This window comes from uncultured Brevundimonas sp. (assembly GCF_937870815.1).
Taxonomy (GTDB): Bacteria; Pseudomonadota; Alphaproteobacteria; order Caulobacterales; family Caulobacteraceae; genus Brevundimonas.
Window position 1 is genome coordinate 1 of the sequence record NZ_CALMZS010000002.1, and the last position, 21,839, is coordinate 21,839.

The following is a 21,839-nucleotide window of genomic DNA, read 5'->3' on the forward strand; positions in this document are numbered from 1 at the left end:
GGGCGCCGCCTCGACCGCCGCCGCCGCCACCGCCGCGCCGGCGCCGCCGCCGCCGCCGCCGCCGCCTCCTCCTCCTCCTCCTCCTCCTCCTCCTCCTCCTCCTCCTCCTCCTCCTCCTCCTCCTCCGCCTCCTCCGCCGCCGGTGATCCCGCCCGTGTCGCCGCCTCCGCCGTCGCCGCCTCCTCCGCCGCCTCCGCCGCCGGTGATCCCGGTGTCGCCGCCTCCGCCGCCGCCGCCGCCTCCGGTCACGCCGCCCGTGCCGTCGCCGGTCGCGCCCCCGCCCACGGCGATCTACCCGATCGTGACGCCGCCTTCGCGACCGGCTCCGTCGCCGGACCTGTCGTTCGAGGTGGTCGATGGCGGCGTCCGGCTGCCACCGTACGAATCGGCTCCCGTCTCTCCGCCCGTCGAGGAGGTGGTCGAGGCGCCGGCGCCGGCCGCGCGGGTCCTGCCGCCCCCTCCGCCGGTCCCGGTCTATCCCCGCAAGCAGGATCGCAACTGACCATGCCGGCCCCGGTGCGCCCACTCCCGAGGTCTGTCTCCCGCCCGGAGCCTTGTCGGCGTGGGTCCCGGGGCCGCATGATCGGACGATGCGCGACCGCGGCGGGACTGGTCGTGGGGCTCGCGTTCGCCCAGGCCTGCCTGGCTGACGAGCATGCCTACTCGCCCGAAGACCGCGACGGCGCGGCGGATGCCACCGGCTCCTCCATCGCGAACGAAGTCGCGGCCTGGGTGCGTGAAACGGCCGACAATCAGGGACTTCCGTTTCTGGTCATCGACAAGATCAATGCACAGGTTCTGGCCTACGATGGCGAGGGACGGTTGCTCGGCGCCGCTCCCGCCCTGATGGGGCTGGCGCCCGGCGACGTATCGCCCCCGGGCATAGGGGACCGCCCCCTGTCCGCCATCCTGCCGCAGGAACGTATCACGCCGGCGGGGCGGTTCCTGGCCTCGCTGGGCGAGAACCTTGGCGGCAACGGCATTCTATGGATCGACTACGACGCGGCCCTGTCCCTGCATCCGGTCATCACCACCCGGGCGGCGGACCGGCGCCTGCAGCGCCTGGCCACGGCCTCGGCCGAAGACAACCGGATTTCATACGGGTGCGTGAATGTGCCGGTGAAGTTCTACGAGCAGGTCGTGGAGCCTGCGTTCAACCGCACAATGGGCGTTGTCTATATTCTACCGGAACATGGATCGCCCGCGGACGTGTTTTTCCGGACTCCCGGCGTTGTCCCATCCACCCCGGACCAGGAGGGGGCGCCGTTGGACTGACAGCACCGCCTCCGCTGTTTCCGCAGGTCCGCTCTTCGGCCGCGGCGTCCGACCGCTTCTGGCGCGATGCAGACGCTGGCCAGGATGAGGCTCACATCCGCCTTCCCACCACCACGGCGACATCTATGAGCCGGCTTGCCTCCGGCGCCTAGCCCGCCAACCATACGTCAAATTTGGTCGTACCCCACCCTCCGTCCGCGCCGTTCCAAAAAGAACATATTGGCAACCAACCGATTGTTAGCGCAAGGTCCCCGTACCATCGTACGACCGATTTTGACGTGGAGCGCGGTTGCGCAGCGCTGACGATTGGCGGCGCTCTGCGCCGGAGGACGCTACAAGCCTCGAAGCGTGCCGCTGATCCGGTTGCGGACTTCGGCCTCGCGAAAGGGAAACGCCTCCAGAAAATCCGCCACGCCTATCCCCGGCTGGCGCTTCCGCGCCGAGTTCGCCCAAGCCCGGGCCAATTCATGGTCGCCGTTAAGCCCATGGCCGACGGCGGCGACCAGTTCGATCAATGGATGGGCGTGCGGCGCACGGGCGGCGCGTTCCCCCCATGACGCCGCTTCCGCCCGCTCGTCCAGAACGAGGTGCGAAAAGGCCCGAACACCCAACATTCCGTAGCGCAATGGATCGAGCGGGCTGAGCGACATTGCCGCGTCGGTGAGCGCCCGGCCGTTCCCGCCTTCGCCGAGCAAGGTCCGCGTCCATGCGCTGGAGTACTTGCCCTGCGCATAGTTGGGATTGAGCTCTACCGCGCGATCCAGCCACGGCAGCGCGCCCTCGAGATCTCCCGTCAGCCAAGCCGCTCGGCCCATCACCAGGTTGCAGAACGGATCGAGCGGATCGAGCTCCAGGCTGCGCTCGGCGAAGCGCCGGGCCGACAGGGCCGCCGCCGCCCGATCGCTGGCGAACCGCAGGAATGCACCCTCGAAATGCGCGAACGACAGGCCTGCGAAGGCGCGGGCGAATCCCGGCTCCCGATCGATAGCCTGCGCAAACAGCGTCGCGGCGCGCTCGGCGCCGTCACGGCTAAACTGGTACATCTGCCCCAGGCCGAGATGATAGGCAGCCCAGGCGTCGAGATTTTCCGGCGTCTTCAGCGCCCGCCGCGCCTCCTCCAGCGGTATTTGCAGCTCCAGCGCGGCAACGACGGCGCAGCTGATCTCCTCGCGGATTTCATGCACGCCGCCCACGCTGCTCCGATACCTCTCGCTCCAGAGCACGCTGCCATCGGCGGTCTCACAAAGCTCCACCCTGACCGTCAGTCCGTCCGCCTCGAGCTCGACGACGCCAGACAGGCAATAGCTGACCCCAAGCGCCGCCTTTACAGCGGCGGGCGTCAGGGCGGCGCCGCGGAGCTGGAACGATGAGGCGCGCGCTACGACGAACAACCACCGCAAACGCGACAGCTCTACGATCAGGTCGTGCGGCAGGGCATGGGCGATCGCACCATAGGGCCCGGCGATTCCCACGAGCGAGAAGGGCAGCACGGCAATGGAAGGGCGCAACGGCGCGGGGTCTGACTCCTCCTCCAACCCGGCCGATCCTTCCGCGACCACGGCGGCCTCCGTCCGGGGCGTAACCGCGCCCACGAACCGGAAACCCACGCCATGCTGCGTCCGGATCAGTCGCTGCGCCCGGCCGTCGTCGCCAATCGCCTGCCGAGCCGACTTGATCCGACTGTCGAGCGCCGACTCGGACACGCTTCGCCCATTCCAGACCTTCTCGATGATCTCTTCGCGGCTGACGAGGCGCTGACGGTTCTCGACCAGCAGCGTCAGCAGGGCGAACACCTGCGGCTCGACCGGAATCATCGCCGCGCCCCGACGAAGTTCGCGCGCGGCGATGTCCAGCCGATAGTCTTCGAAGGCGTAGATCATCCTTCGCCACCCTACATCCGAGGCTCCGGAAATCTCCAGAAAATCTCCCGGACTCCTGCAAGTCCGGCGCTCCGCACCTTGCTAGTCTCCAGTGATCAAGGCCCGCGCCCCCTGCGATCAGGAGAATCCGCATGCCCCTCGTGACCATCGACGTCATCAAGGACGTCTTTACTCCCGGCCAGAAGCGCGACCTCATCGAAAAGGTCACGGACGCGATGGTCGCCGTGGAAGGCGAAGCCCTGCGCGGCGTCACCTGGGTCCGCGTCCAGGAGATCGAGCAGGGCGACTGGGGCATCGGCGGCAAGACCCTGACCGCAGCAGATGTCCACGGCCTGGCGAGCGCGGAAGCAGTGTGATTGTTCGCCGCCAGAGCTGTAGCGGTGCAGGCCGATGAGTTGTTCCTGCGATTCAGGCAGCCAACCCCTCCCTCAACCCCAGGAGACCTGACATGACCCTTGCAACGCCCCTGCTGCTCGCCGCCGCCGGACTGCTTGTCGCCGCATCGGCCCAGGCTCCCGAGCGTCCCCTGGCCGTCGGCCATGACGATGCCTCCATTGCCTGGTCGGCCTGTCCCGCCGTGTTCCCTGTCGGCTGCGAGCTGACGATCTTGCACGGGGATCCAGCCGCGCCTGGCGCCGACGTCTTGCTGCGGGTCGCCCCTGGCCAGGCGCTGCCCTATCATACCCACACAAGCGCCGAGCGCATGATGCTCGCTGCCGGCCGGCTGACGGTGAAATATCGCGGGGCTGAAGAGACCACGCTGAGGCCGGGCACCTATGCCTATGGCCCGGCCGGTCTGCCCCATCGCGCGGTTTGCGTCAGCGACGAGGCCTGTGTGCTGTTCATCGCCTTCGACGGTCCCGTGGACGCAATAGCGGCTGAGGCCGACCTCGAGCCGGGCTGAATCGCGCCACTGCCGGATCGGGCCGCCGCTCCGAGTCACCTGCGCGTTCGAAGAGACCCGGCCGGACGGTCGAGTGATCGGCCAAAAAGCAGATATAGTTCGACCCTAACCTGGCCGATCAAAGGTGACCCGCCCGATCGCCGGACACAGGGTCGATCCCGGAGCGGCGACATACGTTCAGGGCGCATGGCCAAGCCCTCCAAGCCCGCCGTCCTGCCCATCCGCAACGCCCGCCTCGCCGACGTCGGCCATCTGCGCCTATACGCCCGGGGGCGCCGCGCGCGCCCCCCATGCGTCAAAATCGGACGCATCCCTCCGCCGTTCCAAAAAGAACATATTGGCAACCGGAACAAACCGTGCACATAGTGCCGCTCACAAAGGGAGCGGGTCACGGTCATCGGGCCGAAGGCGGGCCTCTCCTCCAGGGTATCGAACGGGAATCATGGCAAGGGAGAGCGGCAAGGTGGCGGCGCAGGCGAATCTGAAATTGGTCGGCAAGGACGACGGCGACAAGCAGCGGGCCCTGGAGGCGGCGATCGCCCAGATCGACCGCGCCTTCGGCAAGGGCTCGGTGATGAAGCTGGGCAGGGGCGGCGCGGCGCTGGAGGCGATTCCGTCGGTCTCGACCGGCTCGCTCGGCCTCGACATGGCGCTGGGCATCGGCGGCCTGCCGCGCGGCCGGGTCATCGAGGTGTTCGGGCCGGAAAGCTCGGGCAAGACCACCCTGGCCCTGCACACCGTGGCCGAGATCCAGAAGGCCGGCGGCACCGCCGCCTTCGTCGACGCCGAACACGCTCTGGATCCGGGCTACGCCCAGAAGCTGGGGGTCAATCTCGACGACCTGCTGGTGTCGCAGCCCGACACCGGCGAACAGGCGCTGGAGATCGTCGACACCCTGGTGCGCTCGGGGGCCGTGGACATCGTGGTGGTCGACTCCGTCGCCGCGCTTACGCCCCGCGCCGAGATCGAGGGCGAGATGGGCGACAGCCTGCCCGGCCTTCAGGCCCGGCTGATGAGCCAGGCCCTGCGCAAGCTGACCGCCTCGATCAACAGGTCGCAGTGCATCGTCCTGTTCATCAACCAGATCCGCCACAAGATCGGCGTCATGTACGGCTCGCCGGAGACGACGACCGGCGGAAACGCGCTGAAATTCTACGCCTCGGTCCGCCTCGACATCCGCCGCACCGGCGCGATCAAGGACCGCGACGAGGTGGTCGGCAACACCACCCGGGTCAAGGTGGTCAAGAACAAGGTCGCCCCGCCGTTCCGCGAGGTCATCTTCGACATCATGTACGGCGAGGGCATCTCCAAACTGGGCGAGATCATCGACCTCGGCGTCAAGGCCGGCGTCGTCGAGAAGTCGGGCAGCTGGTTCTCCTACGACAGCCAGCGCATCGGCCAGGGGCGCGAGAATGTGCGCGCCTTCCTCAAGGCCAATCCCGACATCGCCGACTCGATCGAGAAGGCCGTGCGCGCCTCGACCAGCAAGATCGCCGAGGAGCTGCTGGGCGCCCCCGAACCCGACGAGGGCCAGGACCTCGAGGGCTGATCCGGACATTCCTCCCCTGTCGGGGAGGGGGCCGCCCCCGACGCCGGCCTTTGTGATCAACCCCCCTCCACCACGCTGCGCGTGGTCCCCCTCCCCCGTCGGGGAGGAACAGACTTCTCCGGCCGGGTCCGCCGACCCGCCACCGACCCCGACGGGCCGGGCCGGACGGAGCGGCCGCCCGACCTCCCACCCGGGGTCGGGCGGCCTTTTTTCACTTCTCCCAGCGACAGTTCTGGCGCGGCAATCTCAACCCCTGATAGGCTCATGCCATGTACAGGATCGATCGACCGACCAACACTATTCAAGCTCTGAGGACCGTCTCTTTCAAGGAGTTGGGATTTCGCGAGCGGGCGCATCTTCAGGAGTGGATCGCGCGAGAACCGTCGGCTCTCGGCGAGGATCTGCTGGTCATCCAGAAGGAGTTTGCGGGCTTCTCCGACACCAGCGAACGGCTAGACCTTCTCGCACTCGACAAGCAGGGCTCGCTGGTCATCATCGAAAACAAGCTGGATGACACCGGTCGTGACGTGACCTGGCAGGCGTTGAAATACGCCTCCTACTGCGCGGCGATGACCAAGGATGAAATCCGCAACATCTTTCAGGACTATCTCCAGCGTTGTGGTGACGGTCAGTCTGCGGAGGAGGCTCTGTGCGCCTTCTTCGATGAAGAATACGATGATCTGACTCTCAACAAGGGCGTCAGCCAACGGATCATTCTGGTGGCGGCGAACTTTCGCAGGGAAGTCACCTCCACGGTTCTCTGGCTCAGTAACTTCCGGGTCCGGATCCAGTGCTTTCGAGCCAGCCCCTTCGCCATGGGCGAGGAGCTCTTTCTAAGCATCGACCAGATCATTCCGACCAAGGACACCGAAGAATTCACGATCGGTCTGGCGGACAAGGCCAAAGACGAAGTCGAGGGCTTGGAAAAAGAAGCGCGCCGTCACCCCCTCAGGCGACAGTTCTGGACCGAAGTCATCCGGGCGATGAACGCCACCGCTTCAACGCTGTATCAAAGCATTTCGCCAGGTAAGGAGTGCTGGATCAGCGCAGGCTCCGGCGTGCGCGGCGTCGGCTTCAACTTCGGGGCCACCCAGCACTATGGACGGGCGGAACTCTATATCGACCGGGGGGACAAGGCGCAAAACGAGGCGCTGTTCGATCAGCTACACGCGGATCGAACAGCGATCGAGCGCGAGATCGGTCACCCTCTCGAATGGGAGAGACTAGACAACCGCCGGGCCTGCCGCATCAAACTGGAACGGCCAGCCAACGTCTTCGACGCCGAACAATGGCCGAATATGATCGCTTTCATGGTTGATGCCATGACCCTCTTAGAGACGGCGCTGGCGCCGAGGCTAGCCGCCGCCGCGCGGTACGTTCCCCCGGATCGGGCCAACCTCGCTCAGACGATCACGTCGGGGTGATGCGCGGGGCGGGAAAACTCTATATGACGCCCGATCTCCCCAAAGCCGAACGCGACGAACCATGGCCAGCCTGAACCAGATCCGCTCGACCTTCCTCGACTATTTCGCGGCCGACGGCCACGAGAAGGTCCCGTCGGCTCCGCTGGTGCCGCAGAACGACCCGACCCTGCTGTTCGTCAACGCCGGCATGGTGCCGTTCAAGAACGTCTTCACCGGCCAGGAGACGCGCGCCGTCAAGCGCGCCGCCAGTTCGCAGAAATGCATCCGCGCCGGCGGCAAGCACAACGACCTGGACAATGTCGGCTACACCGCCCGCCACCACACCTTCTTCGAGATGCTGGGCAATTTCTCCTTCGGCGACTATTTCAAGGAACACGCCATCGAGATGGCCTGGAACCTGGTCACCCGGGAGTTCGGCATCCCGGCCGAGCGGCTGATGGCCACCGTCTATATCGACGACGACGAGGCCTTCGACCTGTGGCGGAAGATCGCCGGCCTGCCGGAATCGAGGATCGCCCGCATCGCCGGCTCGGACAATTTCTGGTCGATGGGCGACACCGGCCCGTGCGGCCCCTGCACCGAGATATTCTACGACCACGGCGACCACATATGGGGCGGCCCTCCCGGCACCCCGGACGAGGACGGCGACCGCTGGGTCGAGATCTGGAACCTGGTGTTCATGCAGTTCGACCAGGCCGCCGACGGCTCGCGCTCGCTGCTGCCGAAGCCGTCGATCGACACCGGCATGGGGCTGGAGCGGGTCGCGGCGGTGCTGCAGGGCGTCCACTCCAACTATGAGACCGACCTGTTCCGCACCCTGATCGCGGCCTCGGAGCATGAGACCGACACCGCCGCCGAGGGCGACCGCGCCCCCAGCCACCGGGTCATCGCCGATCATCTGCGCGCATCGTCCTTCCTGATCGCCGACGGGGTCACGCCGTCGAACGAGGGCCGCGGCTATGTGCTGCGCCGGATCATGCGCCGGGCCATGCGCCACGCCCATCTGCTCGGCGCCGCCGAGCCGCTGATGCACAAGCTCGTGCCGACGCTGGTTCGGGAGATGGGCGACGCCTATCCCGAACTGCGCCGCGCCCAGGCCTTCATCGAGGACACGCTGAAACAGGAAGAGATCCGCTTCCGCACCACCCTGGGCCGCGGCATGGGCCTGCTGGAGGAGGCGGCGCGCGATCTCGGCGAGGGCGGCGTGCTGCCGGGCCGTACCGCCTTCACCCTGTACGACACCTACGGCTTTCCCCTCGACCTGACCCAGGACGAGGCCCGCCGCCGCGGCTTCACCGTCGACACCGAGGGTTTCGACGCCGCCATGCAGGCCCAGCGCAGCCGCTCGCGCGAGCACTGGACCGGCTCGGGCCAGACCGCCTCGGCCGGCGAATGGCTGGCGCTGCGCGACCGGCTCGGCCCGACGGTGTTCACCGGCTATGACGCGGTCGAGGATTCGGGCGAGGTGCTGGCCATCGTCCGCGACGGCGCCTCGATCGACGCGCTCGGCGCCGGCGAGACCGCCGAGGTGCTGTTCGACCAGACGCCCTTCTACGGCGAGGGCGGCGGCCAGGCCGGCGACCGGGGCGAGATCGAATGGACCGACGCCCACGGCGAAACCGGGGCCGGGACGGTGCTGGACGTGCAGAAGCACGCCGGCGACCTCTACGCCCACCGCATCGAGATCGGCTCGGGCGCGCTGGCCATCGGGGCCCGGGTCCAGCTGCGCGTCGACGCCCAGGCCCGCCTGACCACCCGCGCCAACCACTCCGCCGCCCACCTGCTGCACAAGGCGCTGGCCAATGTTCTGGGCGGCCACGTGGCGCAGAAGGGCCAGATGGTCGACTCCGAGCGGCTGCGCTTCGACTTCAGCCACAACGCTCCGGTGACCGAGGAGGAGCTGGCGCGCATGGAGGACGAGGTCAACGCCGTCATCCGCCAGAACCTGCCGGCCGAGACCCGGATGATGGCCCCGCAAGCCGCCATCGCCGCCGGCGCCGTGGCCCTGTTCGGCGAGAAATACGGCGACGAGGTGCGGGTGCTGACCCTGGGCCGCGCCCTGACCGGCGAGGGCCCGTATTCGGTCGAACTGTGCGGCGGGACGCATGTGGCCCGCACCGGCGACATCGCCCTGTTCAGGATCGTGTCCGAGAGCGGCATCGCCGCCGGCGTGCGCCGCATCGAGGCCCTGACCGGCGAGGCCGCGCGCCAGTTCCTGCTGGCCCAGGCCGGGGTGGCGAAATCCCTGGCCCAGTCGTTCAAGGTCCAGCCCGCCGACGTCCCGGCCCGGGTCGAGGCCCTGACCGCCGACCGCCGCGCGCTGGAGAAACAGGTCGCCGAGCTGAAGAAGCAACTGGCCCTCGGCGGCGGAGGCGGTTCGGTCAACGCCGCGCCGGAAGAAATCAACGGCGTCAAACTGATCGCCCGCGTCCTCGACGGCGTCGACGGCAAGGGTCTGCGCGGCGTGGCCGAGGATTTCCGCAAACAGGTCGGCTCGGGCGTCGTCGCCCTGATCGGCGTCACCGAGGGCAAGGCGGCGATCACCGTGGCCGTGACCTCGGACATCGCCGGCCCAGAGTCGGGCAAGGTCAATGCGGCCGACCTCGCCCGCGCGGCGGTCATCGCCATGGGCGGCCAGGGCGCCGGCGGCAAGCCGGACTTCGCCCAGGGCGGCGCGCCCGACGGATCGAAGGCGGAGGCGGGCCTCGCGGCCGTGCGGGCGGCGCTGAAGGCGCCGTAGAGCGAAATCGGGGCCGGTCGCACGCGGTCCGACAAGGCCCGGAGAGTCCACCTCAGCCGATCAGGCTCCAGAAGCCAATTCCTCCGGGTTCGGATGGACACGCCCGAATCCACGCGCGGAATGCCCAGGGGACCGCCGAACACGGCCGCGCGGAATCGAACCCGGCTCCCCGAACCTTGGTTGACAAAATCCTAACGGATCGCCAAAGGTCGCCGCGGTGATCGGTCGGGGGCTGGCATGACATCCGTATTCAAGCGGCTGAAGAGGTCATTGTGCAACCACGAGCTGACCTGGTCCGAAAGGCATCGGGCCGATCTCTGCTACAAATGCGGCAAGCGGGTCCGTCGGACCGCCGACGCCTCGCCCCCGCCGACGCCGTCGGAGGCCGTGGTTCACCGGGGGTCAGACGTTCTGGATTTCGCCGCCGCCCGGGCTGAAATCGCCCCCCCCCCCCCGCGCCGGCGAAAACGTTGCGCCAGCGACGCGCGCACGTCCCGGTCGGTTCCAGCGCGCGCCGCAAGATCCTCTCCGCCCATCTCGCGCGACTGGCGGATGGTGAAGAACTGGCCGGATCCGAGGTTCTGGACCTGGTCATGGGTCTGCTTGAAGACGCCCATGTCAGCGACCCCCTGATATTCGGCGCGGACGCGGCCTCGCACTTCGCCCGGCTGCACCAAGCGTCCTCCAATGCCTGGCTGCGATGGACTCCTTCCGACCCGGATGTCCGACGGCGCGCATAGTCCCGTCCGGACCACCGCCGCCGGCTTCCACGCGAACCTGCCGCGCCGTTCCAGGATCAGCGCCCGTCGGTCCGGGCGGTCGCGGTCGGTGGGGGTGACGGCGGTGCGGGCGGCGCTGGCGGGTTGAGGGGAGCGCGACATACGCTATACTGGCATTATGTCTTTGACCATCGACCTGCCCGACGACATTGACGAACGGCTTGACCGGCTGGCGACCGAGACCGGCTTTTCCAAGGCGTCCCTGCTTCCAGATCTGTTCCGCCTGGGGATAGAGAACCTGGAAGACTATTATCATGCCGCAGCGGCCAGCGAACGCATTCGGATGGGTCTGGACAAGGTTCTGAGTTCAGCCGAAGTCAGGGCGTCCCTTGGCCTGGACGATTGAATATCGCGACGTCGTAGAAAAGCAGCTGTCCAGGCTGGATCGCCAGACCGCTCGCAGGATCACGGACTTCCTGGAGGTCCGGCTTGCGGCGATGGCGAATCCCCGCGACCTGGGTCAGGCCTTGTCGGGACCGCTCAAATCCTATTGGCGCTACCGGGTCGGTGACCACCGCGTGATCTGCGAGATTCACGACCAGCGGCTTGTTGTTCTGGTTCTCAAGATCGGCGACCGCAAGGAGGTCTATCGCTGACCCGCCGGCGCACTTTGCAAATCCACCGCCGCCAGCTTCCACTCGAACATCCCCCGACGCTCCAGGATCAGGGCCAGGTGATCGTCGGGCTGGTCGCGGTCGGTCAGGGTGACGGCGAATTCGTTCAGGCCGCGATAGCCCCAGGACTGATGGATGTCGTCGCCATCGGACTCGTCCCCGGCCGGTTCGGGCGCGGGACGGCGTGTGGGATCGGGCGCCTCGGCCGTGGTGACCATGTGGGCCACCACCTCGGGCGTGACCAGGGTGTCGACCGCCCCGGACAGGATCATCGGCGCCAGTATCATGCCCAGACCGCCCAGACCGCTGTCGGCCACGCGCGGATCGCGGCTCATGCGCGCCATCAGTTCGGCGTTGAGCTCGGACTTCAGGCTTTCGCGCAACGCCGGAAAGTCGACCAGCGTCTCGATCTTGTCCTCATCCCCGGCCTTGGCCGCGCGGATCAGGGACTGCGCCGCCAGCACAGGGGCGGCGGCCCAGGCGATTCCGAACAGGGCCAGGGCCCCGAAGGCGACGCCGACGATCAGTGATTTCTTCATGCAACCCTCTGGCGTCGTAACGCCTCCCTACCGCTACGGTTGCCCGAGTCGCGCAGGGTCGCCAAGGGGCGGCGGAGTCAGCCGGCCTTGCGCCCGCTCCGCCCGACCATGGGGGCGGCCTGAGCCGCAGCTTCGGGCGCCGGGGCGGGCGCGACGCCGTCGGGCAGGCCGACGTGGACCAGTTTCCACTCGAAGGGCCCCTTGCGCTCGAAGGTGAAGACGGTCTCGGACCCGCCCTCGTCGGCGACGCTCATCCGCGCCCGGTTCAGGCCCCAATAGACCGGCTTCGGCAGCGGGCCGCCCGTATTGGTGTTGTCCGGCGACGGAAGGGCCGCGTCCGTGCGCTGTGAGGCGTAGCGGCCCTCGCCCCGGGTCAGGGCCGCAAGGGCGGCGGGCGTCAGATAGGCTTCGACGTCTGGCGCGGGGACCGCCGTCGCCTGCTCGAACTGGCGGCGCACCGCGCCGATGGGGTCTTCCATGAAAGACGGCGCCGGGGCGGAGGCCGCCGGATTACCGTCAAGTTGCGGCCGCAGGGATTGGCGCACGGCGGGATAGTCGATCAGGCGCGCCAGCCCGGCGGCATCGCTCGCCTCGGCCGCCGATCGGATGCCGAAGAAGGCCACGGCGGGCGCGACGAAAAAGACGAACACCGCCATCAACAGGGCGAACAGGATCAGCTTGCCGAGCAGCCCCCCGCCCCCGCGCCGCCGCTTCGCGTTCCGCGCCCAGACTGGCTGATGATGCTCGTCGGATGGCGTGTTCAAGACCGTCTTCCCCTCGTTCGCCGCCATCAATGCACAGGACGAGCCACGCTCCAACATCCCTTCTCCCCTTGCGGGAGAAGGTGGGCCGCGAAGCGGGCCGGATGAGGGGTCGCGCCGGTCTGGCCGACGCGCAGGAAACCCCTCACCCGCTGGGGAGAGGGGCCGATCAGCCCTTCATCGCCGCGGTCAGGTTCTCGGCGACCTTGTCGAGGAAGCCTTCGGTGGTCAGCCAGCCCTGCCGGTCGCCGACCAGAAGCGCCAGGTCCTTGGTCATATGGCCGCTCTCGACGGTCTCGACCACGACCCGCTCGAGGGTGGCGGCGAATTTCGCCAGCTCGTCGTTGCCGTCCAGCTTGGCGCGGTGCGAGAAGCCGCGCGTCCAGGCGAAGATCGAGGCGATCGAGTTGGTCGAGGTCGCCTCGCCCTTCTGGTGCTGGCGATAGTGGCGGGTGACGGTGCCGTGGGCGGCCTCCGATTCCAGCACCTTGCCGTCCGGGGTCATCAGCACCGAGGTCATCAGGCCCAGGGAGCCGAAGCCCTGCGCCACCACGTCAGACTGCACGTCGCCGTCGTAGTTCTTGCAGGCCCAGACGAAACCGCCGGACCATTTGATCGCCGCGGCCACCATGTCGTCGATCAGGCGGTGCTCATAGGTCAGGCCGGCGGCCTTGAACCGGTCGGCGAACTCCTCGTCGAACACCGTCTGGAAGATGTCCTTGAAGCGCCCGTCATAGGCTTTGAGGATGGTGTTCTTGGTCGACAGATAGACCGGGAAACTGCGGCCCAGGCCGAAGGCGAAGCTGGCGCGGGCGAACTCGGTGATCGAGTCGTCGAGGTTGTACATGCCCATGGCCACGCCGGCCGAGGGGAACTGGAACACCTCATGCTCGATCACGGCGCCGTCGTCGCCGGTGAAGGTCATCATCAGCTTGCCGGGACCGGGCACCAGGAAGTCGGTGGCCTTGTACTGGTCGCCGAAGGCGTGGCGGCCGACGACGATGGGCTGGGTCCAGCCCGGCACCAGCCGCGGCACGTTCGAACAGATGATCGGCTCGCGGAAGACCACGCCGCCGAGGATGTTGCGGATCGTGCCGTTGGGCGACTTCCACATCTTCTTCAGGCCGAACTCCTTCACCCGGGCCTCGTCGGGGGTGATGGTGGCGCATTTGACGCCCACGCCGTGCTTCTGGATCGCGTGGGCCGCGTCGATGGTCACCTGGTCGTCGGTGGCGTCGCGATGCTCCATGCCCAGGTCGTAGTAGTCGAGCTCGACGTCCAGGAAGGGGAAGACCAGCTTGTCCTTGATCATCTGCCAGATGATGCGGGTCATCTCGTCGCCGTCGATGTCCACGATGGGATTGGCGACCTTGATCCTGGTCATGCGGGTTCGCGCCTCTGATTGGGAATGGGGAGTAAGGCCGGCGGTATAGCGGCGGCGGGGCGCGGGCGCAAAGGGCGGCGGCGACTCGCCGGGGTCGGGCGTGTATCGTCGCTCGAGGGGGACGAGGCGCATGGGGAGACGGGGATGAACCACCGGCGATTGGCCGCCGTCTGCGCAGGCGGTCTCATGGCGCTGCCGGCCTGCGGGCCGGCGGACGCGGCCGGCCCACAAGCCGTCACGTCGGGGGCCATGGCCTCCGAAACCCGGGCCTTCCGGGACTGGATCGCGGTCTGCGACAACGGCAACGCGTGCTTCGGCTACGGCCCGGCCTCGGGCGGCGTCGGCTGGATCCGGGTAGCGATCGGACCGGGGCCTGACGCCCGTCCGGAGGTCGCCGCGGGATACTGGCCAGAAGGGGTCGAAGCGGGGCGCTCGTTCGCCCTGACCATCGACGGGACCGACTATCCGATGACGCTCGCCGACAACGAGCCGGTCGCCGCCGAACTCCCGGACGACCGGGCGCTCGAAGCGGCCCGCGCGCTCGCCAACGGCGGGTCGGCCCGGATCGGAGACGACCACGAGCTTTCCCTGACCGGCGCGGCGGCCGCCCTGCTGTGGATCGACGAGCGACAGGGCCGGGTGAATACCGTGACAGCGCTGCGCCGGCCGGGTTCCCGGCCTGCCTCCGCCGTCCCCCCTGCCCCGCCCCTGCCCGTGCTCACGCCTGCGCCGGCCATATCGCAGGCCGGCTTCGGCGATCAGAACCAGCTCCTGCCCGCCGCGTTGGAGGCTGTGCCGGCGGTGGCGGAGTGCCGCGCCGAAACCGCTGACCATTGGGTCGGAAAGGAAGTGATGTCGGCCAGACTGGACGCCTCCACCGAACTCTGGGCGGTTCCGTGCTTCGCCGGCGCCTACAACATGGGGCACGACTGGTACATCACCGGACCGAATGGCCGCGATCCGAGGGCGGCCCGGCTGGCGTCGGCCTCGGGAGAAGCCTCCGCCGGAACCCTCAACGGCGGCTATGCGCCGGAAACCCGCACCATCACCGCCTTCGCCAAGGGGCGGGGGGTCGGCGACTGCGGAACCGCCTCCACCTGGACCTGGACCGGCCGTGATTTCGTCCTGACCAACGAGCGGGCGATGAGCGAATGCTGGGGGACGCCCCCGGACTACTGGCCGACCACCTGGCGGACTCGGTGAGCGGCGACAAGCCCGAGGTCCTGATCATCGGCGGCGGCCCGGCCGGGCTGACCGCCGCCACCTACCTGGCGCGCTTCCGGCGGCGGGTGCTGGTCGCCGACGGCGGCGCGCCCCGGGCCTGCTGGATTCCGGTCAGCCACAACCTGCCCGGCTTCCCGCACGGGATCGCCGGCGAGGCCATTCTGAAGCGGATGAGAGAACAGGCGCTGGAGTTCGACGCCGTCATCGAGCCCGGCCGGGTCGAAGTCCTGGCGCGGAACGGCGACGGCTTCACGGCGCGCCTCAACGGACGCGAGGTTCACGCCCGCGCCGTGCTGCTGGCGACGGGCGTGACGGACCACCATCCCGACCTGCCCGGCGTCGAGCGGGCCATCGAGCGGGCGCTGGTGCGCATCTGTCCGATCTGCGACGGCTACGAGGCGATCGACAAGGCGGTCGCGGTCATCGGCAAGGACGACAGGGGTGTGCGCGAGGCGGCCTTTCTGCGCACCTATTCCGACCGGGTGACGCTGATCCACGTCGGGCCGGCCGACGCCCTGACGGAGGAAGAGGAGCTTCGCCGGATGGGCGTCGAACTGATCCGGGCCCCGATCGACAATGTCCGGCTGGAGGGCGACCGGGTGACGGCCCTGGCCTGGGGCGGGACCTCCCGGGTGTTCGACCTGGTCTATTCGGCGCTGGGGACCTCGCCGAACGCGGAGCTGGCCCGGACCCTGGGCGCGCGGGTCGGCGAGGACGGCTGCATGGTCGTCGACCTCCATCAGGCGACCTCCGTGCCGGGTCTCCATGCGGCCGGGGATGTGGTCCGCGGCCTGAACCAGATCGCCGTGGCGGGGGCCGAGGCCGCGATCGCCGCGACGGCGATCCACAACGCCCTGCGCGAGGCGGACGGCTGGACCGTCGGCTAGCGCCGCCGAGCAGACCCCGTCGCCGACCGTCCGGCCGCCGGCCGGGCGGGGCGCCGTCTCACGACCGCATCAGGTCCTCGAGCACCGACAGGGGCGTGGAGCCGTTGGCCAGCACGGCGTCGTGGAAGCGGCGCAGGTCGAAGCCCGGCCGGGCCTCGGCCTCGGCGCGCAGGCGGGCGATGACGGTGTGGCCGATCTTGTAGGCGCAGGCCTGGCCCGGCATGGCGCAGTAGCGGTTGATCTCGCTGTTGGCGGCGCCGACCGGCTTGGCCCCCGACGCCACCATGTAGTCGACCGCCTGTTCCCGGCTCCAGCGCTTGTGATGCAGGCCGGTGTCGACCACCAGCCGCACGGCGCGGAACAGGTAGGACATCAGGAAGCCGACCCGGCCGAGCGGGTCGTCGGCGTAGACGTCGAGGTCGTCGGCGGCCACGGCCTCGGCATAGAGGGCCCAGCCCTCGTTGTAGGCGGAGAAGCCGTTGGCCCGGCGGTAGCGCGGCAGGGACTGGTTCTCGCGCTGCAGGGCGACCTGCAGGTGATGGCCCGGCGAGGCCTCGTGATAGGTCAGGGTCGGCAGCGAGAATTTCGGCCAGTTCGCCGTCGAGCGCAGGTTGACGTAGTAGGCGCCGGGCCGCGAGCCGTCGAGCGGCGGGCCCTGATAGTAGCCGCCGGGAGCCCCGGCCTCGATGGCCGGCGGCACGCGTCGCACCTCGACCCTCGAGCGGGGCAGGCGGCCGAACAGGCGCGGCAGCATGGGCTCGAGCGCGGCGACCTGGCGGTTCAGGCTCTCGATCAGGGCGGCCTTGCCCTCCTCCGTATCGGGCCAGAGCTGGGCCGGGTCCTTGTTGAGGGCGTCGATCCGCTCGCCGACCGTGCCCTGGGTCATGCCCCGGGCCTTCAGGATGGCGTCGATCTCGGCGCTGATGGCGGCGACCTGGTCGAGGCCGACGGCGTGGACCTCGTCCGGGGTCATGTCGGTGGTGGTCCAGTATTTCAGTCCGTGGGCGTAGAAGCGCTCGCCCTCCGGCAGGCGCCAGACGCCGGCGTCGTGGACGGCGTCGGGGCGCAGGCGTTCGAAGGCGGCGATCTGGCGCTCCAGCGCCGGCTTGACCTCCGTCTCGACAAGCGCCGCGCCGCGGTCGCCGTAGCCGGCCAGGCCGAGCGCCGTCGCCTTGCGCTCCAGGGTGCGGATCATCGCCATGTCGGCGGCCGGCTGGCCGCGCAGCGCCCTGAGCTGGCCCAGGGTCAGGTCGATGATGAAGTCCGGCGCGACCACGCCCTTGCCTGCGTCGCGGACGATGCGGCCGGTCTCGGCGTCGAGATTGGGGCCGAAGGCGGCGAGGCGGGCGAGGAAGGCCTCGGCCCCGTCGCGGTCCTCGACGCGGTGCTGGGTGTCCATGAAGTCGGGGACGGTGAAGTAGGAGCCCGTCATCTGGTTGACGAGGTAGGGCCCCATCCGCCCGCCCTCGATGGCCGAGCCATAGTCGAAGGAGGCCCCGGTCGAGGCGGTCTGGGCGCGGAAGGCGGCGACCGCGAGGTTGATCGAGCCGGGACGGGTCAGGCCGGTCTGGTCGAAATCCGCGAGCGCCCGCAGCCGGGCGTCGGCGGCGGCACGGTCGGCCAGCCACGCCGTCTCGCCGCGGTCGGACAGTTTCGAGGACAGGTGGGCGCGCTCGCCGCGGTCGAGGCCGAGGTTGGTGGCGGCCTCAGGCGAACGCTCGACATCCTCGTCGAACCAGCGCGACAGCAGGGCGTCGAGGCGGTCGTCGGCCTCGCCGCGGGCGAGGACCGGCCCGGCGGCGACCAGTCCGGCTCCGCCGGCGGCGGTCAGAAGCAGTCGGCGGCGATCGATCATGGCGTGGCTCTCCCGGGAAGCGACAGATTGCGACGAACGGCGGCGCTTCGGCAAGTCACGCCGCCCGGAGCTCCTGCTTGACCCGTTCGGCCAGGGTCTTGATGTCGAGCGGCTTGGGCAGGAAGGAGACGCCGACCTCGTCCTGCAGCAGGTCGGAGAAGTCGCTCTCGGCGTAGCCCGAGATGAACAGGACCGGGGCGTCGCCGAGGTACTGGCGCGCCTTCTTGAGCAGGGCCGGGCCGTCGAGGCCGGGCATGATGACGTCGGAGATCATCATGTCGATGGTGCCGGCGTGCTGTTCGGCGAGCTCCAGGGCCTGTTCGCCATCCTCGGCCTCGATGACGTCGTAGCCGCGCTGGCGCAGCAGGCGGGCGGCGATGCCGCGCACCGCCGCCTCGTCCTCGACGAACAGGATACGGCCGGCGCCGGAGAGGTCGCGCGGCGCCTTGGCCACCTTTTCGACCACCGGCGTCTCGGCCAGGTCGGCCTCGGCGGCCTCGGGCAGGAAGATGCGGAAGGCGGCGCCCGCCCCCTCGAGGTTGGAGACGTTGATATGGCCGCCGGCCTGTTCGACGATGCCGTAGACCGTGGCCAGGCCCATGCCGGTGCCCTCGTTCACCGCCTTGGTGGTGAAGAACGGCTCGAAGATCTTGCCGAGAAGCTCGGGCGGCACGCCGGGGCCGGTGTCGCTGACCTCGATCAGGGCGACCGCGTCGCTGGTCGGGGCGGCCCAGCCGAGGGCGCGGGCTTCGGCGGCGCTGAGGCGGGCGGTGCGGATGGTGACCACCCCGGCCCCGGGCTCGACCACCCCGCGCATGGCGTCGCGGGCGTTGACGGCGAGGTTCATCACCGCCGTCTCCAGCTGGCTCTTGTCGGCCAGGACCACCGGAAGGTCGCGGCCGTAGTCGGTCTCGAGCCGGACGTCCTCGCGCAGCAGGCGGCGCAGCAGGACCGCGAACTCGCCGACCAGCTCGCCGAGGTCGAGGCGCTCGCGGCGGACGGTCGATTTGCGCGAGAAGGCCAGCAGCTTGCGCACCAGGTCGGCGGCGCGGATGGCGGTCTGGCGGATTTCGTTGAGGCCCTCATAGGAGGGGTCGCCGACCGGGTGGCGTTCCAGCAGGCCGGAGAGCTGCAGCTGGATGGCGGTCAGCAGGTTGTTGAAATCGTGGGCCACGCCCCCGGCCAACTGGCCCACGGCCTGCATCTTCTGGGCCTGCGACAGCTGCAGCTCCATCGACTTCTGGGCCGAGACGTCGAACAGCCAGATGCGCCGCCGGTCGCCTTCCGGGGCGACGTAGAGGTGCAGCATCTTGTCCGGGAAGGCGCGGGCGACCAGTTCGATCGGCCCCGAGGAGCCGGCGGCCAGGCGGGCGCGGGCCTCGGCCACCAGGGCCGGGTCGAACAGGTGGCCGAAGGCGGCGTCGCGGGCGGCGGCCGGCCCGGTCAGGGCGGCGAGGGCGGCGTTGGCCTCCTCGACCTTGCCGCCGAACAGGTCCTCGGCGGCGATCACGGCCGAGCCGAACGGGGCCCCGGCGGCCATGGCCCGGCTCTCGGCGGCGTTGGAGACCGGGGCCGGGGCGCCGCCGGTGACCACCGGCAGGGCGGCGTCCGGGGCCGCGCGGACGAGGAAACGCCCCTCCCCGGCCCGGCCGATCAGCACCTCCTGCTCACGGTCGCCGATGACGACGATGGCGCGGCCCTGTTCGCCGGCGCGGGCCTGGGCGAAGGCCATGTAGAGGGCCGCGGCCGAGCGGCCCTTGGGCAGGCTGGTGACGGCGCCGTTCCCCCCGGCCCAGGCGGCGTTGAAGGCCAGCACCTGGCCGGAGGCCCAGACCAGGGCGGCCGGCTCGGCCATGGCGTCGAGCAGCTCGACGGTGGTGTCGCCGAGCGGCTTGCGGCTTTCGCCGCGGGCGAAGGCGAACAGGCCGATCAGGGCCACGGCCCCGACGGTGAAGATCAGCACCAGGCCCGGCGCGCTCATCGGGTCGGCGCGGAAGGCCGGATAGGCCAGGGCGCCGACGGCCACGACGAAGCCGATCGCCATGACGATGAGCAGCGGATCGAAGCCCTTGCGGTCGGTTGCGGTCATGTCGCCTCGGCCCGAATCAATGGGCGTCTCCGGCGATGATGGTCCGTATGCGCGCCGGGGGCGAATCCGGCGGGTCGAAGCCGGGAATGAGGGCTGGGCGGCGGGTTCCAGCCGGGTGAAATCCCGAAAAACGGTGTGGCGGAGTCGGCAGAGTCGGCAGGGTCTCCGAAAATTGGTGTGGCGGAGTCGGCAGAGTCTGCATCGGCGCGCCTCGGGCGGTGCGGCGGGGATGCGATTGTCAAAGACCCGGCGCCTGCCGGAGCGACAGGACGGGCGGCATTATGCACCCGCCGGCTTATCCGGATGGAAGATCGGTTTTAGAAACGGCGAAGTGACTGAAAAGGCGGGAGATCGCTCTCACAATCCGACTATGTTTTCGCGGATTGCCAGCACAGCGTCATGGCTTGGGAGAGCCGAGGTTCTCACGAAGGCCACGAAGGAAGATGCACGAAGGACACGAAGGGGTCGGAGGGCCTGCGGCTCCCGTCAGGGAGACGCAATGAGGCGACTGCGGGCAAGGGCCCGCGGAAGAGAGGCCTGGCGGGCTCCCTTCGTGTCCTTCGTGAGGTCCTTCGAGACCTTTGTGACGAACCAGCGCGGCCAGCGACGGACGCGAAGGGCCGGAACGGCCCGCGTCGCCGTCAGGCCGCCTTGAGCTGTTCGGCCTTCCGGTCGCGGGCGGCGTCGATGCGGGCCTCGGCGATGGCGTCGGCGATCTGGTGGGTCGGGCGCTGTTCGGTCGCCGAGCGGTCCAGAATCTCCTCCAGCGTCTCCATCAGGCGCGACAGCCGGGCCTCGACCCAGGCCGGATCGTAGGGGCCGCCGGTCTGGCGGGCCTTCAGTTCCGAGGCGACATTGATGATGCCGCCGCCGTTGACGACGTAGTCGGGAGCGTAGAGCACGCCGCGCTCGAACAGCATCCGGCCGATCTCGGGCGTAGCCAGCTGGTTGTTGGCGGCGCCGACCACGGCCTTGGCGGTCAGCCGGTCGAGGGTCCCGGGGTTCAGCGTCGCGCCGAGGGCGCAGGGGGCGTAGATGTCGGCCTGGGCGTCATAGATGGCGTCGGGGGCGACGACCTCGGCCTTGGTGCGGGCGGCGACCTCGGACAGCAGGGCGGTGTTGACGTCGGTCATGACCAGTTTCGCGCCGGCGGCGTGCAGCTTGTCGGCCAGATAGCCGCCGACATGGCCGACGCCCTGCAGCGCCACGGTCAGGCCGGTCAGGTCGTCCTGTTTCCACAGGCGGCGGGCGACGGTCAGGGTCGAGCGGAACACCCCCTCGGCGGTGACCGGGCTGGGGTCGCCCGAGGCTCCGGGCCCGTCGTTCAGGCCGAGCACAAAGGGGGTGACCTTGCGGGCCTCGGCGATGTCGGCGACCGACACGCCGACGTCCTCGGCCGCGTAATAGAGGCCGCCGAGGATGTCGACGGCGCGGCCGAAGGCGCGGAACAGCTCCGGGGTCTTCCGGGTGCGGCTGTCGCCGATGATGACCGCCTTGCCGCCGCCCATCTCGAGGTCGGCGACGGCGTTCTTGTAGCTCATGCCCCGCGACAGGCGCAGCACGTCCTCGAGCGCCTCGGCGCTGGAGGCGTAGTTCCACATCCGGGTTCCGCCGACGGCCGGGCCGCGCGCGGTCGAGTGAACGGCGATAATCGCACGCAGGCCGGTCTTTTCATCAAAGACGGCGTGGACGCCTTCGTGGTTCGCGAAGGACGGGGAATCGAACAGGGTCTCACCCATAAGCGGCGTCTCCCGGGGGTATTTTTTGTTGCGGGCTGATACGCCGGGACGCCCGACAGGGCAAGCATGGCGGTTTTTGGGGGCGGATAAGTAGGGACACACACCACTTTCAGATGCCGGCCGCCTGGAGTGACCCCCGGAACTGAGACAGCTAAATTAGGGACAGCTGAGCTGCGTTGTGGCCAGGGGCTGCTGC

The 21,839-nt window shown here is 69.3% G+C and carries 18 protein-coding genes and 1 pseudogene; 12 read left to right on the forward strand and 7 right to left on the reverse strand.

Annotated elements, in window-relative coordinates; genetic code table 11:
• Nucleotides 1–502 (forward strand): annotated as a pseudogene (locus Q0588_RS00145) (hypothetical protein); the annotation flags it as partial.
• A 77-nt stretch (nucleotides 503–579) separates the two neighbouring features.
• Nucleotides 580–1,275 carry a L,D-transpeptidase gene (locus Q0588_RS00150; protein WP_298742674.1) on the forward strand — a complete coding sequence of 232 codons (696 nt, stop codon included), beginning with the start codon at nucleotides 580–582 and terminating at the stop codon, nucleotides 1,273–1,275.
• 332 nt (nucleotides 1,276–1,607) lie between these two features.
• Here the strand turns inward: Q0588_RS00150 and Q0588_RS00155 are convergent, their stop codons facing one another.
• Entirely contained in the window at nucleotides 1,608–3,155 is a 1,548-nt protein-coding gene (locus Q0588_RS00155; RefSeq protein ID WP_298742676.1) for a winged helix-turn-helix domain-containing protein, read from the reverse strand.
• 131 nt (nucleotides 3,156–3,286) lie between these two features.
• Here Q0588_RS00155 and Q0588_RS00160 point away from each other — a divergent pair, with 131 nt between their 5' ends.
• From Q0588_RS00160 to Q0588_RS00195, 8 genes are all read left to right on the forward strand, one after another.
• The gene (locus Q0588_RS00160) at nucleotides 3,287–3,511 is read left to right on the forward strand and encodes a tautomerase family protein (protein WP_298742677.1); all 225 of its coding nucleotides are present in this window, start codon (nucleotides 3,287–3,289) and stop codon (nucleotides 3,509–3,511) included.
• 92 nt (nucleotides 3,512–3,603) lie between these two features.
• On the forward strand, nucleotides 3,604–4,059 hold the full coding sequence (locus Q0588_RS00165; RefSeq protein ID WP_298742678.1) for a cupin domain-containing protein: 456 nt from the start codon (nucleotides 3,604–3,606) through the stop codon (nucleotides 4,057–4,059).
• 463 nt (nucleotides 4,060–4,522) lie between these two features.
• On the forward strand, nucleotides 4,523–5,608 hold the full coding sequence (gene recA, locus Q0588_RS00170; RefSeq protein ID WP_298742703.1) for a recombinase RecA: 1,086 nt from the start codon (nucleotides 4,523–4,525) through the stop codon (nucleotides 5,606–5,608).
• 269 nt (nucleotides 5,609–5,877) lie between these two features.
• Nucleotides 5,878–7,032 (forward strand): DUF4268 domain-containing protein, encoded by a 1,155-nt coding sequence (locus tag Q0588_RS00175; RefSeq protein ID WP_298742679.1) that lies wholly within the window; start codon nucleotides 5,878–5,880, stop codon nucleotides 7,030–7,032.
• Between the two features lie 61 nt (nucleotides 7,033–7,093).
• Nucleotides 7,094–9,772, forward strand: coding sequence for an alanine--tRNA ligase (alaS, locus tag Q0588_RS00180; RefSeq protein ID WP_298742680.1), 2,679 nt, complete (start codon nucleotides 7,094–7,096; stop codon nucleotides 9,770–9,772).
• Between the two features lie 470 nt (nucleotides 9,773–10,242).
• Nucleotides 10,243–10,512 carry a hypothetical protein gene (locus Q0588_RS00185; RefSeq protein ID WP_298742681.1) on the forward strand — a complete coding sequence of 90 codons (270 nt, stop codon included), beginning with the start codon at nucleotides 10,243–10,245 and terminating at the stop codon, nucleotides 10,510–10,512.
• Between the two features lie 163 nt (nucleotides 10,513–10,675).
• Nucleotides 10,676–10,897 carry a CopG family transcriptional regulator gene (locus Q0588_RS00190; protein WP_298742683.1) on the forward strand — a complete coding sequence of 74 codons (222 nt, stop codon included), beginning with the start codon at nucleotides 10,676–10,678 and terminating at the stop codon, nucleotides 10,895–10,897.
• Nucleotides 10,881–11,147: a type II toxin-antitoxin system RelE/ParE family toxin gene (locus tag Q0588_RS00195; RefSeq protein WP_298742685.1), complete on the forward strand. Its 267-nt coding sequence runs from the start codon at nucleotides 10,881–10,883 to the stop codon at nucleotides 11,145–11,147. The genes Q0588_RS00190 and Q0588_RS00195 overlap by 17 nt, the downstream gene beginning before the upstream one ends.
• Here the strand turns inward: Q0588_RS00195 and Q0588_RS00200 are convergent.
• The 3 genes from Q0588_RS00200 to Q0588_RS00210 all read right to left on the reverse strand — a co-directional run bounded on the left by Q0588_RS00200 (nucleotide 11,138) and on the right by Q0588_RS00210 (nucleotide 13,849).
• On the reverse strand, nucleotides 11,138–11,704 hold the full coding sequence (locus Q0588_RS00200) for a DUF2939 domain-containing protein (protein ID WP_298742687.1): 567 nt from the start codon (nucleotides 11,702–11,704) through the stop codon (nucleotides 11,138–11,140). The genes Q0588_RS00195 and Q0588_RS00200 overlap by 10 nt on opposite strands.
• Before the next feature lie 77 nt (nucleotides 11,705–11,781).
• Nucleotides 11,782–12,468, reverse strand: coding sequence for a DUF2939 domain-containing protein (locus Q0588_RS00205; RefSeq protein ID WP_298742689.1), 687 nt, complete (start codon nucleotides 12,466–12,468; stop codon nucleotides 11,782–11,784).
• Nucleotides 12,469–12,634: 166 nt separating this feature from the next.
• A complete protein-coding gene (locus Q0588_RS00210; RefSeq protein ID WP_298742691.1) occupies nucleotides 12,635–13,849 on the reverse strand; it encodes an NADP-dependent isocitrate dehydrogenase in 1,215 nt (404 codons plus the stop codon).
• Between the two features lie 249 nt (nucleotides 13,850–14,098).
• On the opposite strand from Q0588_RS00210, the gene Q0588_RS00215 reads away from it, so the two are divergent.
• Nucleotides 14,099–15,052 carry a DUF1176 domain-containing protein gene (locus Q0588_RS00215; protein ID WP_298742693.1) on the forward strand — a complete coding sequence of 318 codons (954 nt, stop codon included), beginning with the start codon at nucleotides 14,099–14,101 and terminating at the stop codon, nucleotides 15,050–15,052.
• Entirely contained in the window at nucleotides 15,001–15,960 is a 960-nt protein-coding gene (locus tag Q0588_RS00220) for an NAD(P)/FAD-dependent oxidoreductase (RefSeq protein ID WP_298742695.1), read from the forward strand. The genes Q0588_RS00215 and Q0588_RS00220 overlap by 52 nt, the downstream gene beginning before the upstream one ends.
• A gap of 58 nt (nucleotides 15,961–16,018) precedes the next feature.
• Here Q0588_RS00220 and Q0588_RS00225 read toward each other — a convergent pair whose 3' ends face one another.
• The 3 genes from Q0588_RS00225 to Q0588_RS00235 all read right to left on the reverse strand — a co-directional run bounded on the left by Q0588_RS00225 (nucleotide 16,019) and on the right by Q0588_RS00235 (nucleotide 21,643).
• Nucleotides 16,019–17,815: a DUF885 family protein gene (locus Q0588_RS00225; RefSeq protein WP_298742697.1), complete on the reverse strand. Its 1,797-nt coding sequence runs from the start codon at nucleotides 17,813–17,815 to the stop codon at nucleotides 16,019–16,021.
• Nucleotides 17,816–17,870: 55 nt separating this feature from the next.
• Entirely contained in the window at nucleotides 17,871–19,904 is a 2,034-nt protein-coding gene (cckA, locus tag Q0588_RS00230; RefSeq protein ID WP_298742699.1) for a cell cycle histidine kinase CckA, read from the reverse strand.
• A 641-nt stretch (nucleotides 19,905–20,545) separates the two neighbouring features.
• Nucleotides 20,546–21,643: a Glu/Leu/Phe/Val dehydrogenase gene (locus Q0588_RS00235; protein WP_298742701.1), complete on the reverse strand. Its 1,098-nt coding sequence runs from the start codon at nucleotides 21,641–21,643 to the stop codon at nucleotides 20,546–20,548.
• Nucleotides 21,644–21,839 lie beyond the last annotated feature (196 nt).